A 15948-nucleotide genomic window follows, 5' to 3' on the forward strand; every position below is an offset into this window, starting at 1 on the left:
GCGCGCGGTGTTCCGAGAATTGCGCGCGCAGCATTCCGATATGATCGCGCGCAGTTTGAGGTGAGGCTCACCTGATCGTTGGGGCATTCTTTCGACCGGATAACGGTTGGAGGAATGCATGCCGACGAGGAGAGTTACGATGCGCCATGTGCGCGAGATTTTGCGTCTGAGTCTGGACTGCGGGCTTTCGACGCGGGTGGTTGGCGAGCGGGTCGGGGTCGGACCGACGACGGTCCGGGATACGCTTCGGCGGTTCGATCGGTCGGGTCTGACTTGGCCAGTGCAGCCTGAAATGACGGACAGCGACCTGGAGTCCCGGCTCTACGGCGTGCCAGGGGTGAAGCCCGGGCGCCGCAAGTTGCCTGAGCCCGACTGGGCGGTGGTGGCGCGCGAGTTGAAGCGCAAGCACGTGACGCTGCAGATCCTGTGGGAGGAATACCACGCGGCGAACCCCGACGGCTATCGCTACAGCCGGTGGTGCGACCTGTTCCGGCGCTGGGAAGGCCGGCTGCCGCTGGTGATGCGCCAGAGCCATGCCGGCGGTGAGAAGCTGTTCGTTGATTATGCGGGCGACACGGTGCCGGTGGTGGTAGACCGCAGAACCGGCGAGATCCGCGATGCGCATCTGTTCGTCGCGGTGCTGGGCGGCTCGAGCCTGTCGTTTGCGTGTGCGACCTGGACCGAGCAGTTTGCTGACTGGGCCGAGGCTCACAATGCTGCCTTCGCATTCTTCGGCGGAGCGCCGCAGCTGCTGGTGCCCGACAATGCCAAGGTCGCGGTGATCAAGGCTTGCCACTTCGATCCGATGCTCAACCGCAGCTACACGGACATGGCTCGGCATTACGGGACGGCAGTGCTGCCGGCACGGCCGAGGAGGCCCAAGGACAAGGCGAAGGTTGAGGCCTGTGTCAGGATCGTCGAGCGCTGGGTGCTGGGCCGTCTGCGCAATCGCATCTTCTACAGCCTGGCCGAGCTCAACGCTGCCATTGCCGAGTGCCTTGCTGATCTGAATGAGCGCCGTGTGCTTCGCCAGTTCGGCCGCACGCGCCGCCAGCTGTTCGAGGAGGTCGATGCGCCGAACCTGAAGCCGCTGCCACCGGAGCCATGGGTTCATGCGCAATGGAAGCGCTGCCGGGTTGGGCTCGATTACCATATCGCGCTCGAGCAGCATCATTACTCGGTGCCGCACCGCTACGCGCGGCGCGAGGTTGAGGTGCGTTACACGGCCCGCAGCGTCGAGATCTTCCTCGGCGGCGAGCGGATCGCGGTGCACATGCGCGGCAGTGGCAATGGTCGGCACACGACCGTGCCCGAGCACATGCCATCGAGCCACCGGCGCTATCTCGACTGGACACCGGCAAAGATCCAGGAGGAGGCGGGCCGGATCGGCCCGATGCTGTCGCTGTTGATGGCGCGCATCATCGAGGACCGGCCGCATCCCGAGCAAGGCTACCGTTCGTGCCTGGGGATCATCGGCTTGTCCAAGCGGTTCGGCGCTGAGCGCCTTGAAGCGGCTGCGCTTCGCGCGCTGGAGATCGGCGCGCGCAATTATCCGTCTGTAAAATCGATCCTCGAAAAGGGGCTCGACAAGGTGCCCGTGTCCAAAGCCCCGGAGCGCGAGCCGATCCTGCACGACAATATCCGGGGCTCTCAATACTACCACTGAAAGGAGCAAGGATGCTCAAACACCCCACACTTGATCAGTTGAACCAGCTTGGCCTTATCGGCATGGCCCAAGCCTTTGCGGATCTGGATGGCAATGGCGATGCCGCCAGCCTGAACCACGCGGAATGGCTGGCGCTGCTGCTCGATCATGAAGCGACATGGCGCAATGACAAGCGCCTCGCCCTGCGCCTGCGTCAGGCAAAGCTGCGGCACCAAGCCGTGCCTGAGGACGTTGATTATCGCAGCGCCCGCGGGCTCGATCGGCGGTTGTTCGAAATGCTGCTGAAGGGCAGCTGGATCGCTGCCCATGAGAACTGTGCGATTATCGGACCAGCAGGGGTCGGCAAGAGCTGGCTGGCCTGCGCCGTCGGGCATCAGGCCTGCCGTGACAATCGCTCGGTTCTCTACACCCGCCTGCCGCGGTTGATCGACGAGCTGTCGCTTGCCAAGGGCGATGGCCGCATTGCTGCGCGCATGAAGAGCCTGGCCCGCGTGGACCTGCTCATCCTCGATGACTGGGGGCTTGAGCCGCTCGATGGCAATGCCCGCCATCATCTGCTGGAGATCCTCGAGGATCGCTATGGGCGCCGTTCAACGCTCGTAACAAGCCAGCTACCCATCGCGCGCTGGTTCGATCTCATCGGCGATCCGACCTACGCCGATGCCATCCTCGATCGGCTTGTCCACAACGCCCACAGGCTCGAGCTATCCGGGGAATCCATGCGGCGAAGCATCGCCGCTCAAGCCGCTTGACCCGCGGCAAAGCATAGTGCCACAACATACCAACGATCAGGTGCTTCACCTGCGCGCGATCAAAGCGGAACGCTGCGCGGCATCAGATCGGAATACATGCGCGCGATCGTCGGAATCCGCAACCCGTCTTCCGGGCGCGCTCTGCGATCGCGTCAGTGGCAGCGAGTATCTCGGCCGCCTGCTCGTCGAGGAGCAGGTGATAATCCCTGAAATATGGCCCGGAGACGTGCCAATGGAAGTTCTTCGTTTTCAGGTAAATAGCATAGCTGTTCGCCAAGATGATCTTGAGAGCATCGGCGACAGTCATGGCCGCGCTTTCGTCGAGGTCAGATGGCGTCGGAGCGGGTGCGGAACTAGATTTCGTCATCGCTAGGACTTCCTCGATTGAATATTCTGCGGGATATCAGCGTCGTGCCTCCTCTGACGCTGCGGTGTAGAAGAAGGATTTACTGAATGATCCCGTCCAATAAATCGTCGCTATAGTTTCGATATCCTTGGTGGAGCCGAAAGGCGCTGCTGAAATTCGATGCCTAGGGACGCTGCGAGCGCCTTGTTCTTCAGGCGTCCGGTCGATAGCTCAGAACGAACGCTACAACCTTATCCGCCGACATCTCACACGGCTTGAGCGACGCCTTCCCGGAAGAGACGCGATAAAGATTGAAGCTGATAAGGTCTGAGCCTGCCAACTCCCGGGCGAAAAGACTGTTCCGTCGTCCATCCTTCGATCGACGCACGGTCACGCCGAACCGTCGACCGTCGTAGATGCCTTCGCTGTAACCTTCCGGCAGTTCCTTGAAGGCCGCATCAAACTTTGCCCGCTCCATCCGACCCCACCACACTCATCTGAAGGACGGTTTGAACCCCGTTGTTTCCCTAACGGCCAACGAGTCCAGAGTCAGCCGACCGCGCTCAGACTTCTAATGTCGGCCAAGCGTCATCCGCACGTTATCATCCCAAAGAAACCCAGCTTTGTGAGCGTTGGAAAATGACCGACCGCTACGCAACATCCACGCCTTTCCAGAAAGCAAAGTAGCCTCTAATCGCTTCAGCGCTGGCCGTTGGGTCAGGATAGGTCCAAGCGGCATTTAGGTTGCGCTCGCCGCCTACACGAATGTGGAAATAGTGGGCGGATCCCTTCACAGGGCAGACCGAAGTCTGCTCACTCCGTTCGAGCCGGCTGTGGTCGACGTCTTTGGGCGGGAAATAGTGATTGCCGTCGACGACTACCGTTTCGTCGCTCGTAGCGATGGTGGCGTCTTTCCAAATTGCTGAGACCATAAAAACCTCCTGTGTCGCCTATCGCCCTCGGGCCGGCAGGCCGAGGCGAAGCCCAGTCAGTTCGCGGGCGCCCCGCCCGCAAGAAGCTTGTCCAGTTCGCCATCGGCATCGAGCCGGGCGAGATCGTCGGAGCCACCGACGTGCGTTCCGTTGATGAAGATTTGGGGCACGGTGCTGCGGCCCGACGCCTTGATCATCGTCTTTCGGTGTGCCGGGTCGGACTCGATGTCGTGCTCGGTCCACTGCACGCCTTTTTCAGTGAGAAGTGCCTTCGCGCGACGGCAGAACGGGCACCAGCTCGTGGTGTAAAGGAGGATGTCTGGTTTCATTTCCTCGTCTCCGATCGTTCATGTGTGGGGTTGCGGCCGATGCTTGGGGGACGTCGACCTCTGCGAAGGTGTAGGCATGGGACCGAGCGGCGGGCTCAAGGGTTTCGGTTTCGAAAGTCCGATTGCGGATGAGTTGGGCCATCACGCTGCCATCCTTCGGACCGTGTCTAAGACGCGGTCCCGGCGATAAGGCTTTTGAAAGAAGACGATGTCCTGCGGCACGACCGCTGCTTCCGGCCACGGCCTGCCGGACGTGATGATGATCTGGATGGCGGGCCAGCGCTCGCGAATGCGGATGGCGAGCATGATTCCATCGATGCCGCCGGGCATGTTCACATCAGTGAAGACGACACGGATGTCGAGCCGATCTTGCAAAGTTACGAGCGCATCGGACGCATCCGACGCCTGAAGCACTTCGAATCCTGCTTCCTCGATCATGTCCGATGCGAACAGACGAAGGAGTGGCTCGTCTTCGACGACGAGCACCACGGGTTTCACCATTCCACGCATACTCCCATCAACCTTGAACCAGGTGACGCATGGAGGCGTGTAGATCAGCAGCTAACCCGGAGGGCTCGTAGCGGACATCGACGCCTCCTGTGCCGACAAGGCCGATGTTGATCAGCTTCGAACCAAAACCTCTGCGCGTCGGCGGGACGACGGGTGGTCCCCCGCGCTCACGCCATTGGATGCTTAGAAGATCGCTCTCCTGCCCGTTCAGTATGCCCCACGTCAGAGACACCTCGCCGTGATCATTGCTCAGCGCGCCGTACTTGCAGGCGTTGGTCAGCAACTCGTGCACTATCAGCGAAAAAGAGAGCGCCGCTCGCGGCCCAAGGGCCACCGTAGGGCCACTCATGTCGACCCGATCCGAGAATCCTATCGCGTCAATCACGGTCGCGGCGATCGTTTGCAAGTCAGCCTGCGTCCAACTCATTTGAAGCAAGGCGTCGTGCGCCGCGCTAAGAGCCATCAGACGGCGCTCAAAGGCGTAGACTGCATCGCGATCGGTGACGTTTCGCAACGTTTGGCTCGCGATGGCCTGAACCATAGTGAGCATGTTCTTCAAGCGGTGAGCGATCTCACCATTCACGATGACTTGCTGCTGCTCGGTGCGGAGCCTCGCGACCCCAGCCTCGAGCCGGTCCGCCGCGCTCCGCAGGAACGAGATTTCTTCTGCTGGCCACGGTCGGGGGTGCGCCGAATGGACAAAGAAGACGGCGATGGTCTTGCCTCGATCTCTCACTGGCATGTCGACCAGAGACCGAACGCCGACACGCACTGCGCTCTCGAGATTATGGAGCGTGCGGTCGTCGGTTAGGGCGTCCCAAACGATCAGGGGGTCGCCACCGACGAGCGGCTTGCGCAAGCTTCCGTACTCTTCGAGACGGTGGCGGCCGGCGATGCTCATAATCCCGGGCGCCGTCCAATCTGTTTCGACGTCAATGGTCTCGACGTCATCGTCGACGGATCCGAACCCGGCCCGGTCCGTGGCAAGCGCCCTGCCCACGATGGCGGCGGTAGCCGACGCCATCTCGGCGGTGTCGTGACTGCTTCGTATGGTCTCGCCGATCTCGACCAAGGCTGTCTGCAGCCCCGTGAGGCGCTCGCTCGCGTTGGCGACACGGCGCAGTTCAAGATTTTCGCTGGCGAGGCGAGCAAGTGCCTGAAGCATCGCCTTTTCCGCTTCGCTGAGCCCTTTAGGCCGCGGAGCGGTATCGATGACGCAGAGCCGACCAACGATCGCGCCGGATCGCAGCATGAGCGGTGCGCCAGCGTAGGCGCGAAAGTGCCTGACGCCGGTGACGAGCGGATTGCGCTTGGTCCGCGCGTCATTTGTGAGATCGACGATTTCCAAGAGGTCGCCCTGATCGATCTCGATCCGACAGACCGAGTGTTCGATTTCGGTCTCGCACACCTCGAGCCCGTACTTGGCCTTGAACCATTGACGGTCGGTGTCGAGGAGAGTGATGAGCGCGATCGGAACGTCGCAAGCCTTTGCCGCGACGAAAACGAGATCGTCGAAGGCTTGCTCTTCCGGCGTGTCGAGGACCATGAGGTCCGCAAGCGCCTTCGCCCGCTGTGCCGGCCCGAAATCTGTTTTGTCAGAGTTCAGGCTCACCAGAGCTCTCCCGGTCGGGGCCTTGAAGCCTGAACATGGCCGATCATGCGCTTTGGCTTAGTCACGTCAGTGCCCCCTCACGCGCGGCGGCCACTGCGATGACGGGCCCCCCGTGTCGCGGCTCTGATCGGCGGCGGCACCAATAGTCAGAACGATCTTGCCCTGGATGTGGCCTGCCTCTGCTCGATGATGAGCGGCAGCCGCTTCGGAAAGCGGGAATGTGCTGTCCACGGCGACGCGAACCGCACCGCTATCGAGTAGTTGAGCTAGCTTGGCCAACTGATCGCCGTTGGAACGAACCTGAGTCGCCGAAACGGTCACCCCCCGGCCGGCAGCCTCGTCATGTCCGGCAAAGCCGAGGGGAAAAATCGGGAACAGCGCGCCGCCCGGACGGATGGTCTGCAGAAAGCGGCTCGCGGCCGGGCCGCCGACAGCGTCGACGACGAGATCGACGTCGCGCACATCGTCTTCGGGCTTGGTCTGCGTGTAGTCGATGAACTCGTCAGCACCCAGTTCGCGGAGGAAAGCCTCGTGCCGGCTTGACGCGACAGCTAGTGGCGCATCCTCATAGCGGAGGACCTCGGGAGCGCCGAACTCATGGAAGCGGATCGCCTTCATCTCATACCCCCCAATCAGACGCGTTCGAGGAGGGCGACGGTGCCTTGACCGCCGTCGGCACAGATGCTGACGATCCCGAGAGACCCGACCGGCATGGCCCACAGCTCTTTGACGGCTTGGCTGAGGTCACGCGCGCCAGTCGCGCCGAAGGGATGCCCGATAGCTACCGAACCGCCGTTGGGATTGACGCGATCCCAGTCGAAGTTACCCATCTCGGGCGAGACGCCGGCCTTCTCTCGGACCCAATTCGGATCGGTGATGGCTGCGACATTGGCCAAGACCTGTGCCGCGAAGGCTTCGTGGATCTCCCAAAGGGCAATGTCGGAGAATGCCAGCTGATGTCGCGCGAGCAGACGCGGAATGGCATATGACGGTGCCATCAGAAGCCCCTCCGTGTGGAGGTCGACCGCAGATATTTCGAAGTCGACGAGCCGCACGTGAGCCGTGCCTTCGGGGAGCCTCTGCAAACCTTCTTCATTGGACACCCAACAGCCGGCCGCCCCATCTGTGATCGGAGAGCTGTTGCCAGCTGTCAGGCTACCCATGCCGCTCTCGCGATCAAAGGCCGGCTTCAGACCTGACAGCCGTTCGGCGGACGTGTCCGCACGCGGGTTTGCATCGCGGGCAAGTTCCGGCAGTGCAATCACGAGGTCATCGAAGAAACCGCTGTCCCAACCGGCGATCGCTCGCTGGTGGCTCTTGAGAGCCCAGTCGTCCTGTGCCTCACGCGAGATCCGCCACGCCTTGGCGGTCTCCTCCATGTGATCGCCCATCGTCCTGCCGGTAAGGCGGTTGGCCCATCCCTTCGTCGGGAGCACATAGTCGGTAGGAGCCAGCGCCCCCAAGGCGGCAAGTGCTGCTGCGGCATCCTGCGCGAACAAATCGGTGAGCCGCTTTGATGCCTCGGGGGTAAGCGCGAGCGATGGCCGGCTCATGACCTCAGAGCCGCCGACCATGATCAAGTTAAGGCCGCCACCGAGCATGCCGGCCGCAGCGAAACACGCGGTCATGCTGGTTGAGCACGCAAGAACAACGGAGAATGCCGGGACATTGGGATTGAGTTTCGCGTCTAGCCATACCTCACGAGCGATATTGCTCCAGCCCAGGTTTGGGATGACGCTTCCCCAGACAACGAGGTCGGGCTCGGCAAGCTTCCCCATCTCCTGAACGACGGGCACGGATAAGGAGACCGCGTCATAATTCGCCAGTGCTCCCCCGCCGCGCCCAAAAGGGGTCCGAAGGCCTGCGGCTACGAAAACTGGTTCTGCAAAGCGGCTCACAGTGGTCTCCCGAAAGACAAAGGTTCGAATAAGCGACGCGGCGTAGTGCGCTCAGGCTCCCCGGCCTGGGCCGTAGTTGAGCGCTTTCGTCTGGAGGGATTCGACCATTTCGCTGCCTCTACCCTCCATAGCGCTCAGTCTTAATGATCGAGGCGTCGAGCCCGGCCGCTAACGCGCCGTCCGTCGCGATGTTGACGAAACCGTTGGACCCGCAAACGAACACGTGGGCAGGATCTCGACCCAGGCGGGCGATCGTCTCCTTGACCATCTCGGCGTCGATCCGTCGGCCAAAGTCCGAGGCGCGCATTGGCGCTTCGCGCGTTATCGCGACGGCTAGGACCAACGCAGAATCACGCATCTCGATCGAGCGAAGTTCGCTGGAGAAGAGTACGTCGCGACTGGTCCGAGCGGACAAGAGCAGCGCAACTGGAACGGCCTGGGCCAGTGCTTGGCGCTGCCTGATCATTGCCATCAGTGGGACCAAGCCCGAACCTGCGCCGATCAGCAGCACCGGGTCGTCAGCAGGTTCGGGCCACAAAAAGTGGCCACCGAGAGGACCTCTAAGTCCGATTTCGTCGCCAGGAGCGGCGACGTCGTGGAAGAACGGCGAGACTTCGCCATCGGGCAGACGCTCTATTGCCAACTCGAGGATCGGGGACGAGGCAGCCGACGATGCAATCGAATAGCTGCGCATCGCTTGATAGCCATTGGGGGCGGTCAGGCGCACGTCAACGTGCTGGCCGGCGGTATGGAAGAAAGGCTCCCGTAGCAGCAGGAAAAAGCTCTTTATACTTGGGGTCTGCTGGACGATCTCGTCGATCACACATGACTGCCACGACGCGGGTTGCGCGTCGATCTCAGTCATGGGTGTACCGTTGTTCGCGCCACGGATCGCCGTAGATGTGATAGCCGCGCAGTTCCCAGAAGCCAGCTTCATCACGCGTCGTGAACTGCAGCCCATTCACCCATTTGGCGGACTTCCAAAAGTATAGATGAGGTACTAGCAGGCGCGCCGGTCCGCCATGATCACGGGGAAGCGGCTCGCCCGCATACCCAGTCGCGACCATCGCCTTACCGGCCAGAAGGTCGGCGAGCGGGACATTGGTCGAATAGCCATCGTAGCAGTGGGCCAAGACGAAATCGGTGGGCCGCTCGAGTCCTGCATCCGCGAGGATGTCTTCGATCAGCACGCCTTCCCACTTGGTGTCGAGCTTCGACCATGACGTAACGCAGTGTATGTCTTTAGTTACGTTGGTTTTCGGAAGGGCGTTAAACTCGCTCCAGGTCCAGACCTTGATCGGCTTTGGACCGATCTTGACCGTAAACTTCCAGTCGGATGTCTCGATACGTGGCGTCGGTCCCGCGGTCAGTACGGGAAAATTTTCTACGAGATGTTGACCCGGCGGAATGCGGCCATCGTGGTCGCCGCCTGAACCGCGGCCGGTGAAACCTCTGGTGACCATGCCGAACCCCCTTGCTCGTCACGACAGACCGGAACCGACTTAATCTCAGGCTACTGCGTAGATGATCTTCGCACTTGCATGATGCCGAATGGATCGACAGGCTGAAACTCAGACAACCGAATGCCGTATCAGTATAGATCTGTTTATCATCACTATGAATCGCGCTAATCGCACCTCGACTATAGCGGTAGAGCAGCATCTTTGTCCAATGTCTGCTCGCTATAGTTTCAATACCTTCCGACCAGCGTTGCACGCGTATGTGCGCCCGTGGGATGTTAGGCGAACGCCGCCGGCTGTCGGACGGAGAAGGCACGGTCATCGCCTGCTTGCGGTTCACGTCATGAGGTCGCCATGCACGCTCAAGCTGAAATCATCGCAGCGCTCGGCGTCTCTCAAACGTTCGATGCTGAACAAGAGGCCGCGAGCCGTATCGGCTTCCTTCGCGATTATTTGAGAAGGTCTGGCCAGCGAGCGTATGTGCTTGGAATCAGCGGGGGCGTCGATTCCCTGACCGCGGGCCTGCTGGCGCAATCGGCCGTGAAGGAGCTTCGCCGCACCGGGTACGAGTGCGAGTTTCTTGCGGTGCGGCTACCTTATGGCATTCAGTCGGATGAGCACGATGCTCAACTTGCTCTCTCGACGATCAAGCCTGACCGTACGGTGGCGATCAATGTGAGGCCCGCAACGGACGCTCTTTGGGCGGAACTGACGTACTCCGGATACGATCCAGTTGATCCTCACGACCGCGGCAGAGCGCTAGGTAACGTCAAGGCGCGCCAGCGCATGATTGCTCAATTCGCGCTCGCTGGAAGCCTGGGTGGCCTAGTGATCGGTACGGACCATGCAGCGGAAGCGGTCATGGGGTTCTTCACCAAATTTGGCGATGGCGCCGCGGATGTTCTGCCTCTCGCGGGTCTCAACAAGCGACGTGTTCGCGCGATTGGGGTTCACCTTGGCGCCCCGCCTGAGATAATCGGCAAGGTTCCGACTGCGGATTTGGACGATCTCATGCCGTTGCGCCCAGATGAGGATGTCTACGGCGTGACCTACGATGAGATCGACGATTACCTCGAGGGACGCGTCGTGGCGCCGACGGCTGTAGAGACAATCGAAGAAGCGTACCGAGCGACAGCCCACAAACGTAAGCTACCTGCTGCGCCCGCTTTCCAGATTTGACGTCACCCAGGTCGAACGCACGCTCCGATTTGCTCCCGTCGAAGATATAGAAACTATGTCACGTCGCTATTGGAAAAGTTCAGCGTGGGAATTCATAGTCGATCACGCGAACGCTTTGTTTCGATGGGTATAGTTGAGAAGAGCATTGGTCTCATCGACCACGCGACCCTCTGGCTCAGGGAGCAGTAACGCATAGCAAAGCCGCTGTGGACGCGATGTTTCGCCAGGCATCGGGTGTCTGCATCGTGGTTGGAGAGAAGAATGAGCCCGGCCGAACGTCAAGCTCCTCAGCTTCGTGTGCAACGGTGGATCGGTGTAGATGGCGGCAACCTCGCCACGCCGATCCAACTATCGGATCTGGGCGTAGGCCCGAAGATCGTGTTCGCGTTTCAGCATTGGTGCCGTGGCTGCCATCTGCATGGATTTCCCACTCTGCAGAAATTGCACGGAGCGCTGGAATCCAGAGGTGTCGGGTTTGCAGTGATCCAAACGGTCTTCGAAGGTGCCCACGAAAATACCTTCGAGAAACTGCGCATCAATCAAGTCGAATACAATCTCCCCATTGCTTTCGGGCATGACGAGCCGCCAGCTGGCGCGGCTTTTCCCACATTCATGGAAGATTACAGAACACGGGGAACGCCGTGGTTTACCGTCATCAACGCCAACGGTCGCATCGTCTTCTCGGATTTTCATCTCGACGCGGATCGTTTGGTGGCGGAACTGGAGAGCACGTGAAAGATGCCACGTTGGCTCATTCTAGCCGCCACCCATATCGCCGCCGCCGCCGCAGGCTTTGCTGGTGGCATCTACATGCTCCCGATCCTGACCGCGCCGGTTTCGCCGACCGAAGCTGTCCTGCGCAGCTCGACGCCTGAAGCGCTTTATTCCGGAAGGCTTGTTCGGGATCTCGCCGGCAGCGACCTGCTGCATTGGGGCGAAGGTGAAGTGCGGGTCTTGCCTCTCCGGATCGCGCACATCGGCCGCCTCTCGCCGGGGCCGGACTACAAGCTCTATCTCACCCCACACTTCGTCGACACAGAGGAAGCGTTCCTCGCGATCAAGGACGCATCCGCTCGGGTGGGCGATGTGAAAACGTTCAACGGCTTCATCGTAGAGGTGCCCGCCGATATCGATGTTCGAGACTACAGCACCGTTGTCATCTGGTGCGAAGCCTTTGCTCAGTTCATCAGTTCCGCGGAGTATCAGCCTCCGCGTCAGGCTCGGAAATGAGCCAGGCGATGGACGACGTAAAGGCAGCGTGCGCGCGGGGACTCGTTTTGGCTCCGGTTGCGGCGCTGTTGTTAAGTGTCGCCACACTGCTCCTGGGCAATGGTCTGCTGGGTACTCTCCTGATTGTGAGAGCTGGTCAGGAAGGCTTCTCGGCCGGGACGATCAGCGCAATGATGTCCTTTTATTTCGCGGGCTTCACGATCGGCGCGCTGGTTTTGCCCCGGATCATCGTGTCTGTCGGTCACGTCAGGACCTTCGCTGGCTTCGCGGCGATCGCTTCGATGACTTCTCTCCTCCATGTCGCATTCGTAGACGCGAGCGCATGGATGCCACTTCGGCTTGTAACCGGCTTCGCCTATGCCGGCATGATCCTTGCGACTGAGAGTTGGCTCAACGCTCACGCTATTCCGTCCACACGCGGTCAGCTCTTGTCGATCTTCGGCGTCGTTTCGATGGGCTCGTGGGCTCTTGGCCAAGCACTTCTAAACGTGGCCCCACCTGCAGACGTGACCCTGTTCCTGATCGTCTCACTGCTGATATCGGCGGCGGTCGTCCCAGTCACTCTGCTGCCCAGCCATCCGCCGGCCGATGTTCGACAGGAACCCGTCGCCTTCCGCGATCTTTTCGCGGTCTCGCCTCTAGCATCGGTCGGCGTCTTCCTGGCGGGCCTGGCCATAGGCGGTTTCTGGGGCTTGGGACCTAACTTTGCACAGAGGATCGGCCTCGATGTGGGCGGCATATCCGCGTTCATGGCGGCAGTCCTTGGTGGGACGCTCGCCCTGCAATGGCCTCTCGGATGGCTATCGGACCAGGTGTCGCGAAACCTCGTCATCGCCGGCGCGGCCCTGGCTTCCGCAGCGTCCGCTATCGCCGTAGCGATGGCGGCGGACGCGCCTCTGCCTCTGCTACTCGCCGCGGGCGCGCTGTTCGGCGGCTTCGGCATTCCCATCTATTCGCTATGTCTAGCCGTCGCCAACGACGATCTTCCTGCGGGTCGGCTTCTGGGCACAGCTCGCGGGCTTCTTCTGCTCAACGGTATCGGGACCGCTGCTGGGCCGCTCATCGGGGGAGTAGTGATGGATTTAGTGGGGCCCGGCGGCTTGTTTCTCTACGCGGCGGCGTTGCTCACTGCGCTGGCGGTGTTGGCCGGTGCGCGCAGGCGTACTCACCGCGCCATCGAGACACGCGCCATACGCTGCCCAAGCACGGCGATGATCACCGGATCCCTCGATGCGATGATAACAACGCAAGCTAAGCCACAGAAATGATCATTCGCGGCCGAAGGCCAGTCAGCTGATGCAGACGCTTGGCCCAAACGAAGCGAAGCCCGCCATGGACGAGACAGTGTGTGCTCCCGCTCAAAGCGGGGCCCATGAAATGAAGCGGGGTGCTCTTGCCATCCTTCCCTTGGCGTTGGGAGCCAGCGTGTATGGCATGGCCTTCGGTCTTCTGGCTGTGCAGGTAGGCTTTCCGTGGTGGGGCGTGGGGATCATGAGCGTCTCTAGGGGCATAAACTCAACATCGGTTCGATGTAACGGCCCCGGGAGATAGCCGGTAACCGTGGGCTGTAGGCCGCCTTGCACTGTGCGGGATTGATGGGCTGATAGCCGCTCCTTTTTTGGGGCGCCGACGATGGATGATTTCGAAGACGAACGAGCGAGTAGTCATACGAGAGGTCGTATGACTACTCAGATTGAGGTTGTTGGTCGGGTATCCGGCCGGCGTCGCTGGACGGTGGAGCAAAAGCTGGCGATTCTGCGAGATGCGTTTGGGCCGGAGGGTTCGGTCCGCGCAGCGTGCGACCGGCACGAGGTCGGCAGCGGGGCGATCTACACGTGGCGCCGCCAGGCTATGTCGGGAGAACTTGCTGGGGTTCGGCCACCATCGTTGCCGGCATTCTCGGAGGTTGAGATCGCAGATCCGGTCGTCCGCGATGTTGCGCTGCCGGTCCCACCGCGCTGCGGCCAGATCAGCATCGAACTGCCGAAGGGTGTCCGCCTGACCGTGGACGCAATGGTCGATGCCGACGCCCTGGCCCGGGTGATCGCTGTGCTTGGCCGATGATCCCCCTGCCACCCTCGACGCGGGTTTATCTCGCCTGCGGGGCGACGGACATGAGGAAGGGCTTTGACGGGCTTGCCGTGCTGGTCCAGCAAGTGCTGGAACAGTCACCGCATAGCGGCGCGCTATTTGCCTTCCGTGGCAAGCGTGGCGATCTGATCAAGCTGCTCTGGTTCGATGGTCAGGGCATGTGCCTGTTTTCCAAGCGCATGGACCGCGGTAAATTTGTCTGGCCGGTCACGAAGACAGGCAAGGTCAATCTCACGTCGGCGCAGCTTTCCATGCTGCTCGAAGGTATTGACTGGCGCCGGCCCGAACGCACTGCCGTGCCGCTGTTGGCGGGATAAAAAGTCGCAGATTTGCGTGGTTTTTCTGGTGCGGAATGACCCACTTTGCTAGTGGGTCACGGTGTCGGACGCAGCCACTTCCAACCTGGATAAAGATGCCAGGATCGCCGAGCTGGAAGCAGCCTTGGCCGCTCGTGACACGCTGATCGACACGCTGCGTTTCCAGTTGGCGCAGTTGCGCCGCATGACGTTCGGGCAGTCGTCGGAGAAGCTGTCGGCCCAGATCGAGCAGCTTGAACTTGCACTCGAGGAGCTGGAAGGTGAAGCCGCTGTCGCCGATGCCCGCAAAGAGGCATCCGCCGATAGACCCGAACGACCGCCGCCGGTCCGTAGCCTTCCGCCCCATCTTCCGCGCGCCGAGCAGCGCATCGAACCTGAGGCGGGCCACTGCAATTGCCCGGATTGTGGCGGTACCCTGCGCCCGCTGGGTGAAGACAGCGACGAGATGCTCGACGTCTTGCCCGTGCAATGGCGCGTCATCCGCACCATCCGTCCCAAGTACAGCTGCCGCTCCTGCGAGAAGATCGTGCAGGCGCCGGCGCCAGTGAAGGCCATCGCCCGCGGCAAGGCCAGCTTCGCCACGCTTGCCCATGTGGTCGTGTCCAAGTTCGATCACCACCTGCCACTCTACCGGCAAGCCGAGATGATGGCGGCGCAAGGCCTCGATATCGACCGCTCGACACTGGCCGGGTGGGCAGGACAAGCCGCGCATTTACTCGATCCGATCGTTTCCCGGATCCGCGAGGAAGGCCTCAAGGCCGCCAAGATCCACAGCGACGATACGCCCGTGCCGATGCTGGTGCCCGGCAAGGGCAAGACCGCACAGGGACGGCTATGGACCTATGTCGTCGATAATCGGGCCAGCGGATCAACCGCTCCGGCGCTGGTGTGGTACAAGTTCACGCCCGACCGTAGCGGTATCCATCCGCAAACCGAACTGAAGGCCTTCGCGGGTCTCCTCCAGGCCGATGGCTATGCCGGTTACGAGAAGCTCTATGCCGGCAACCGGATCAAGGAAGTGGCATGCTGGGCGCACTTCCGGCGCAAGATATTCGAGAACCACCAGACCAGTCCGACACCGCTGACCACCGATCTGCTTGAGCGGATCGCGGCGCTCTACCGGCTTGAGGACGAGGTGCGGGGACAACCGCCCGATATGCGTCGGCAACGGCGGCAGGAAAAAGCCAGGCCACTGGTCGACGATCTGCGCGCGGCCATCGACGATGCCTTGCGCCGCCTGTCGCCCAAGTCGGCGATGGCCAAGGCGCTCGCCTATGGTCGCAAGCGCTGGATTGCGCTCACGCGCTACCTCGATGACGGCCTGGCCGAGATCGACAATAACGTCGCCGAACGCGCGATGCGCAGCGTCGCGATCGGCCGCAAGAATTGGCTATTCGCAGGATCGAAGGCTGGCGGTGAACGCGCCGCCGCCATCTACTCGGTCATCGAGACGGCAAAGCTCAATGGCATCGAGCCGCAGGCCTATATCGCCGATGTCATCGCAAAGATTGCGGGCGGATGGCCAGCCGCTCGCTGGGACGAGCTCATGCCCTGGCACTGGACTTCCAGCCAGCAGCCGCTGATCGCAGAGGCCGCCTAACCGGCGGCCTTCAGGCCACGCTTACG

18 protein-coding genes and 1 pseudogene are annotated in these 15948 nt (G+C 61.4%); 9 read left to right on the forward strand and 10 right to left on the reverse strand.

From position 1 onward, the window contains the following. Positions 1–139 precede the first annotated feature (139 nt). Both istA and istB read left to right on the forward strand, forming a co-directional pair. Positions 140–1666: an IS21 family transposase gene (gene istA / locus BZF57_RS19400; RefSeq protein ID WP_162290999.1), complete on the forward strand. Its 1527-nt coding sequence runs from the start codon at positions 140–142 to the stop codon at positions 1664–1666. Between the two features lie 11 nt (positions 1667–1677). Continuing rightward, complete coding sequence (gene istB, locus BZF57_RS19405; protein WP_086738086.1) at positions 1678–2418, forward strand: IS21-like element helper ATPase IstB; 741 nt, start codon at positions 1678–1680, stop codon at positions 2416–2418. 121 nt (positions 2419–2539) lie between these two features. On the opposite strand, the pseudogene BZF57_RS19410 reads toward istB, so the two are convergent. From BZF57_RS19410 to BZF57_RS19455, 10 genes and pseudogenes are all read right to left on the reverse strand, one after another. Beyond that, a pseudogene (locus tag BZF57_RS19410) lies at positions 2540–2785 on the reverse strand (Dps family protein); the annotation flags it as partial. Positions 2786–2975: 190 nt separating this feature from the next. Continuing rightward, complete coding sequence (locus tag BZF57_RS19415) at positions 2976–3242, reverse strand: hypothetical protein (protein ID WP_058193713.1); 267 nt, start codon at positions 3240–3242, stop codon at positions 2976–2978. A 172-nt stretch (positions 3243–3414) separates the two neighbouring features. Continuing rightward, complete coding sequence (locus BZF57_RS19420; RefSeq protein ID WP_058193715.1) at positions 3415–3696, reverse strand: DUF427 domain-containing protein; 282 nt, start codon at positions 3694–3696, stop codon at positions 3415–3417. Between the two features lie 56 nt (positions 3697–3752). Continuing rightward, the gene (gene grxC / locus BZF57_RS19425) at positions 3753–4025 is read right to left on the reverse strand and encodes a glutaredoxin 3 (protein WP_058193717.1); all 273 of its coding nucleotides are present in this window, start codon (positions 4023–4025) and stop codon (positions 3753–3755) included. Between the two features lie 141 nt (positions 4026–4166). After that, positions 4167–4526, reverse strand: a complete 360-nt coding sequence (locus tag BZF57_RS19430; RefSeq protein ID WP_200969033.1) for a response regulator — start codon at positions 4524–4526, stop codon at positions 4167–4169. 16 nt (positions 4527–4542) lie between these two features. Continuing rightward, a complete protein-coding gene (locus BZF57_RS19435; protein WP_058193720.1) occupies positions 4543–6147 on the reverse strand; it encodes a sensor histidine kinase in 1605 nt (534 codons plus the stop codon). A 66-nt stretch (positions 6148–6213) separates the two neighbouring features. Continuing rightward, entirely contained in the window at positions 6214–6765 is a 552-nt protein-coding gene (locus BZF57_RS19440) for a zinc-binding dehydrogenase (protein WP_079979739.1), read from the reverse strand. Positions 6766–6779: 14 nt separating this feature from the next. Further along, positions 6780–8045, reverse strand: coding sequence for a thiolase family protein (locus tag BZF57_RS19445; RefSeq protein WP_071537973.1), 1266 nt, complete (start codon positions 8043–8045; stop codon positions 6780–6782). 118 nt (positions 8046–8163) lie between these two features. Then, positions 8164–8910: a ferredoxin reductase gene (locus BZF57_RS19450; protein ID WP_086740925.1), complete on the reverse strand. Its 747-nt coding sequence runs from the start codon at positions 8908–8910 to the stop codon at positions 8164–8166. Then, entirely contained in the window at positions 8903–9508 is a 606-nt protein-coding gene (locus tag BZF57_RS19455) for a sulfite oxidase-like oxidoreductase (protein ID WP_058193725.1), read from the reverse strand. Before BZF57_RS19455 ends, BZF57_RS19450 begins: the two co-directional genes overlap by 8 nt. 351 nt (positions 9509–9859) lie before the next feature. Between BZF57_RS19455 and nadE the strand changes: the two genes are divergently transcribed. The 7 genes from nadE to tnpC all read left to right on the forward strand — a co-directional run bounded on the left by nadE (position 9860) and on the right by tnpC (position 15922). Further along, the gene (nadE, locus tag BZF57_RS19460) at positions 9860–10684 is read left to right on the forward strand and encodes an ammonia-dependent NAD(+) synthetase (RefSeq protein ID WP_058193727.1); all 825 of its coding nucleotides are present in this window, start codon (positions 9860–9862) and stop codon (positions 10682–10684) included. Positions 10685–10945: 261 nt separating this feature from the next. Further along, entirely contained in the window at positions 10946–11419 is a 474-nt protein-coding gene (locus BZF57_RS19465; protein WP_071537974.1) for a peroxiredoxin family protein, read from the forward strand. Positions 11420–11422: 3 nt separating this feature from the next. After that, positions 11423–11914 carry a DM13 domain-containing protein gene (locus tag BZF57_RS19470; protein ID WP_058193732.1) on the forward strand — a complete coding sequence of 164 codons (492 nt, stop codon included), beginning with the start codon at positions 11423–11425 and terminating at the stop codon, positions 11912–11914. A gap of 8 nt (positions 11915–11922) precedes the next feature. Further along, positions 11923–13182 carry an MFS transporter gene (locus BZF57_RS19475; RefSeq protein WP_058193734.1) on the forward strand — a complete coding sequence of 420 codons (1260 nt, stop codon included), beginning with the start codon at positions 11923–11925 and terminating at the stop codon, positions 13180–13182. 364 nt (positions 13183–13546) lie between these two features. Further along, a complete protein-coding gene (gene tnpA / locus BZF57_RS19485; protein WP_240506056.1) occupies positions 13547–13978 on the forward strand; it encodes an IS66-like element accessory protein TnpA in 432 nt (143 codons plus the stop codon). Next, positions 13975–14322, forward strand: coding sequence for an IS66 family insertion sequence element accessory protein TnpB (gene tnpB / locus BZF57_RS19490; protein WP_039335306.1), 348 nt, complete (start codon positions 13975–13977; stop codon positions 14320–14322). The genes tnpA and tnpB overlap by 4 nt, the downstream gene beginning before the upstream one ends. Before the next feature lie 61 nt (positions 14323–14383). Continuing rightward, positions 14384–15922 carry an IS66 family transposase gene (gene tnpC / locus BZF57_RS19495; RefSeq protein ID WP_086740929.1) on the forward strand — a complete coding sequence of 513 codons (1539 nt, stop codon included), beginning with the start codon at positions 14384–14386 and terminating at the stop codon, positions 15920–15922. Positions 15923–15948 lie beyond the last annotated feature (26 nt).

This window comes from Erythrobacter colymbi, assembly GCF_002155685.1.
Taxonomy (GTDB): domain Bacteria; phylum Pseudomonadota; class Alphaproteobacteria; order Sphingomonadales; family Sphingomonadaceae; genus Erythrobacter; species Erythrobacter colymbi.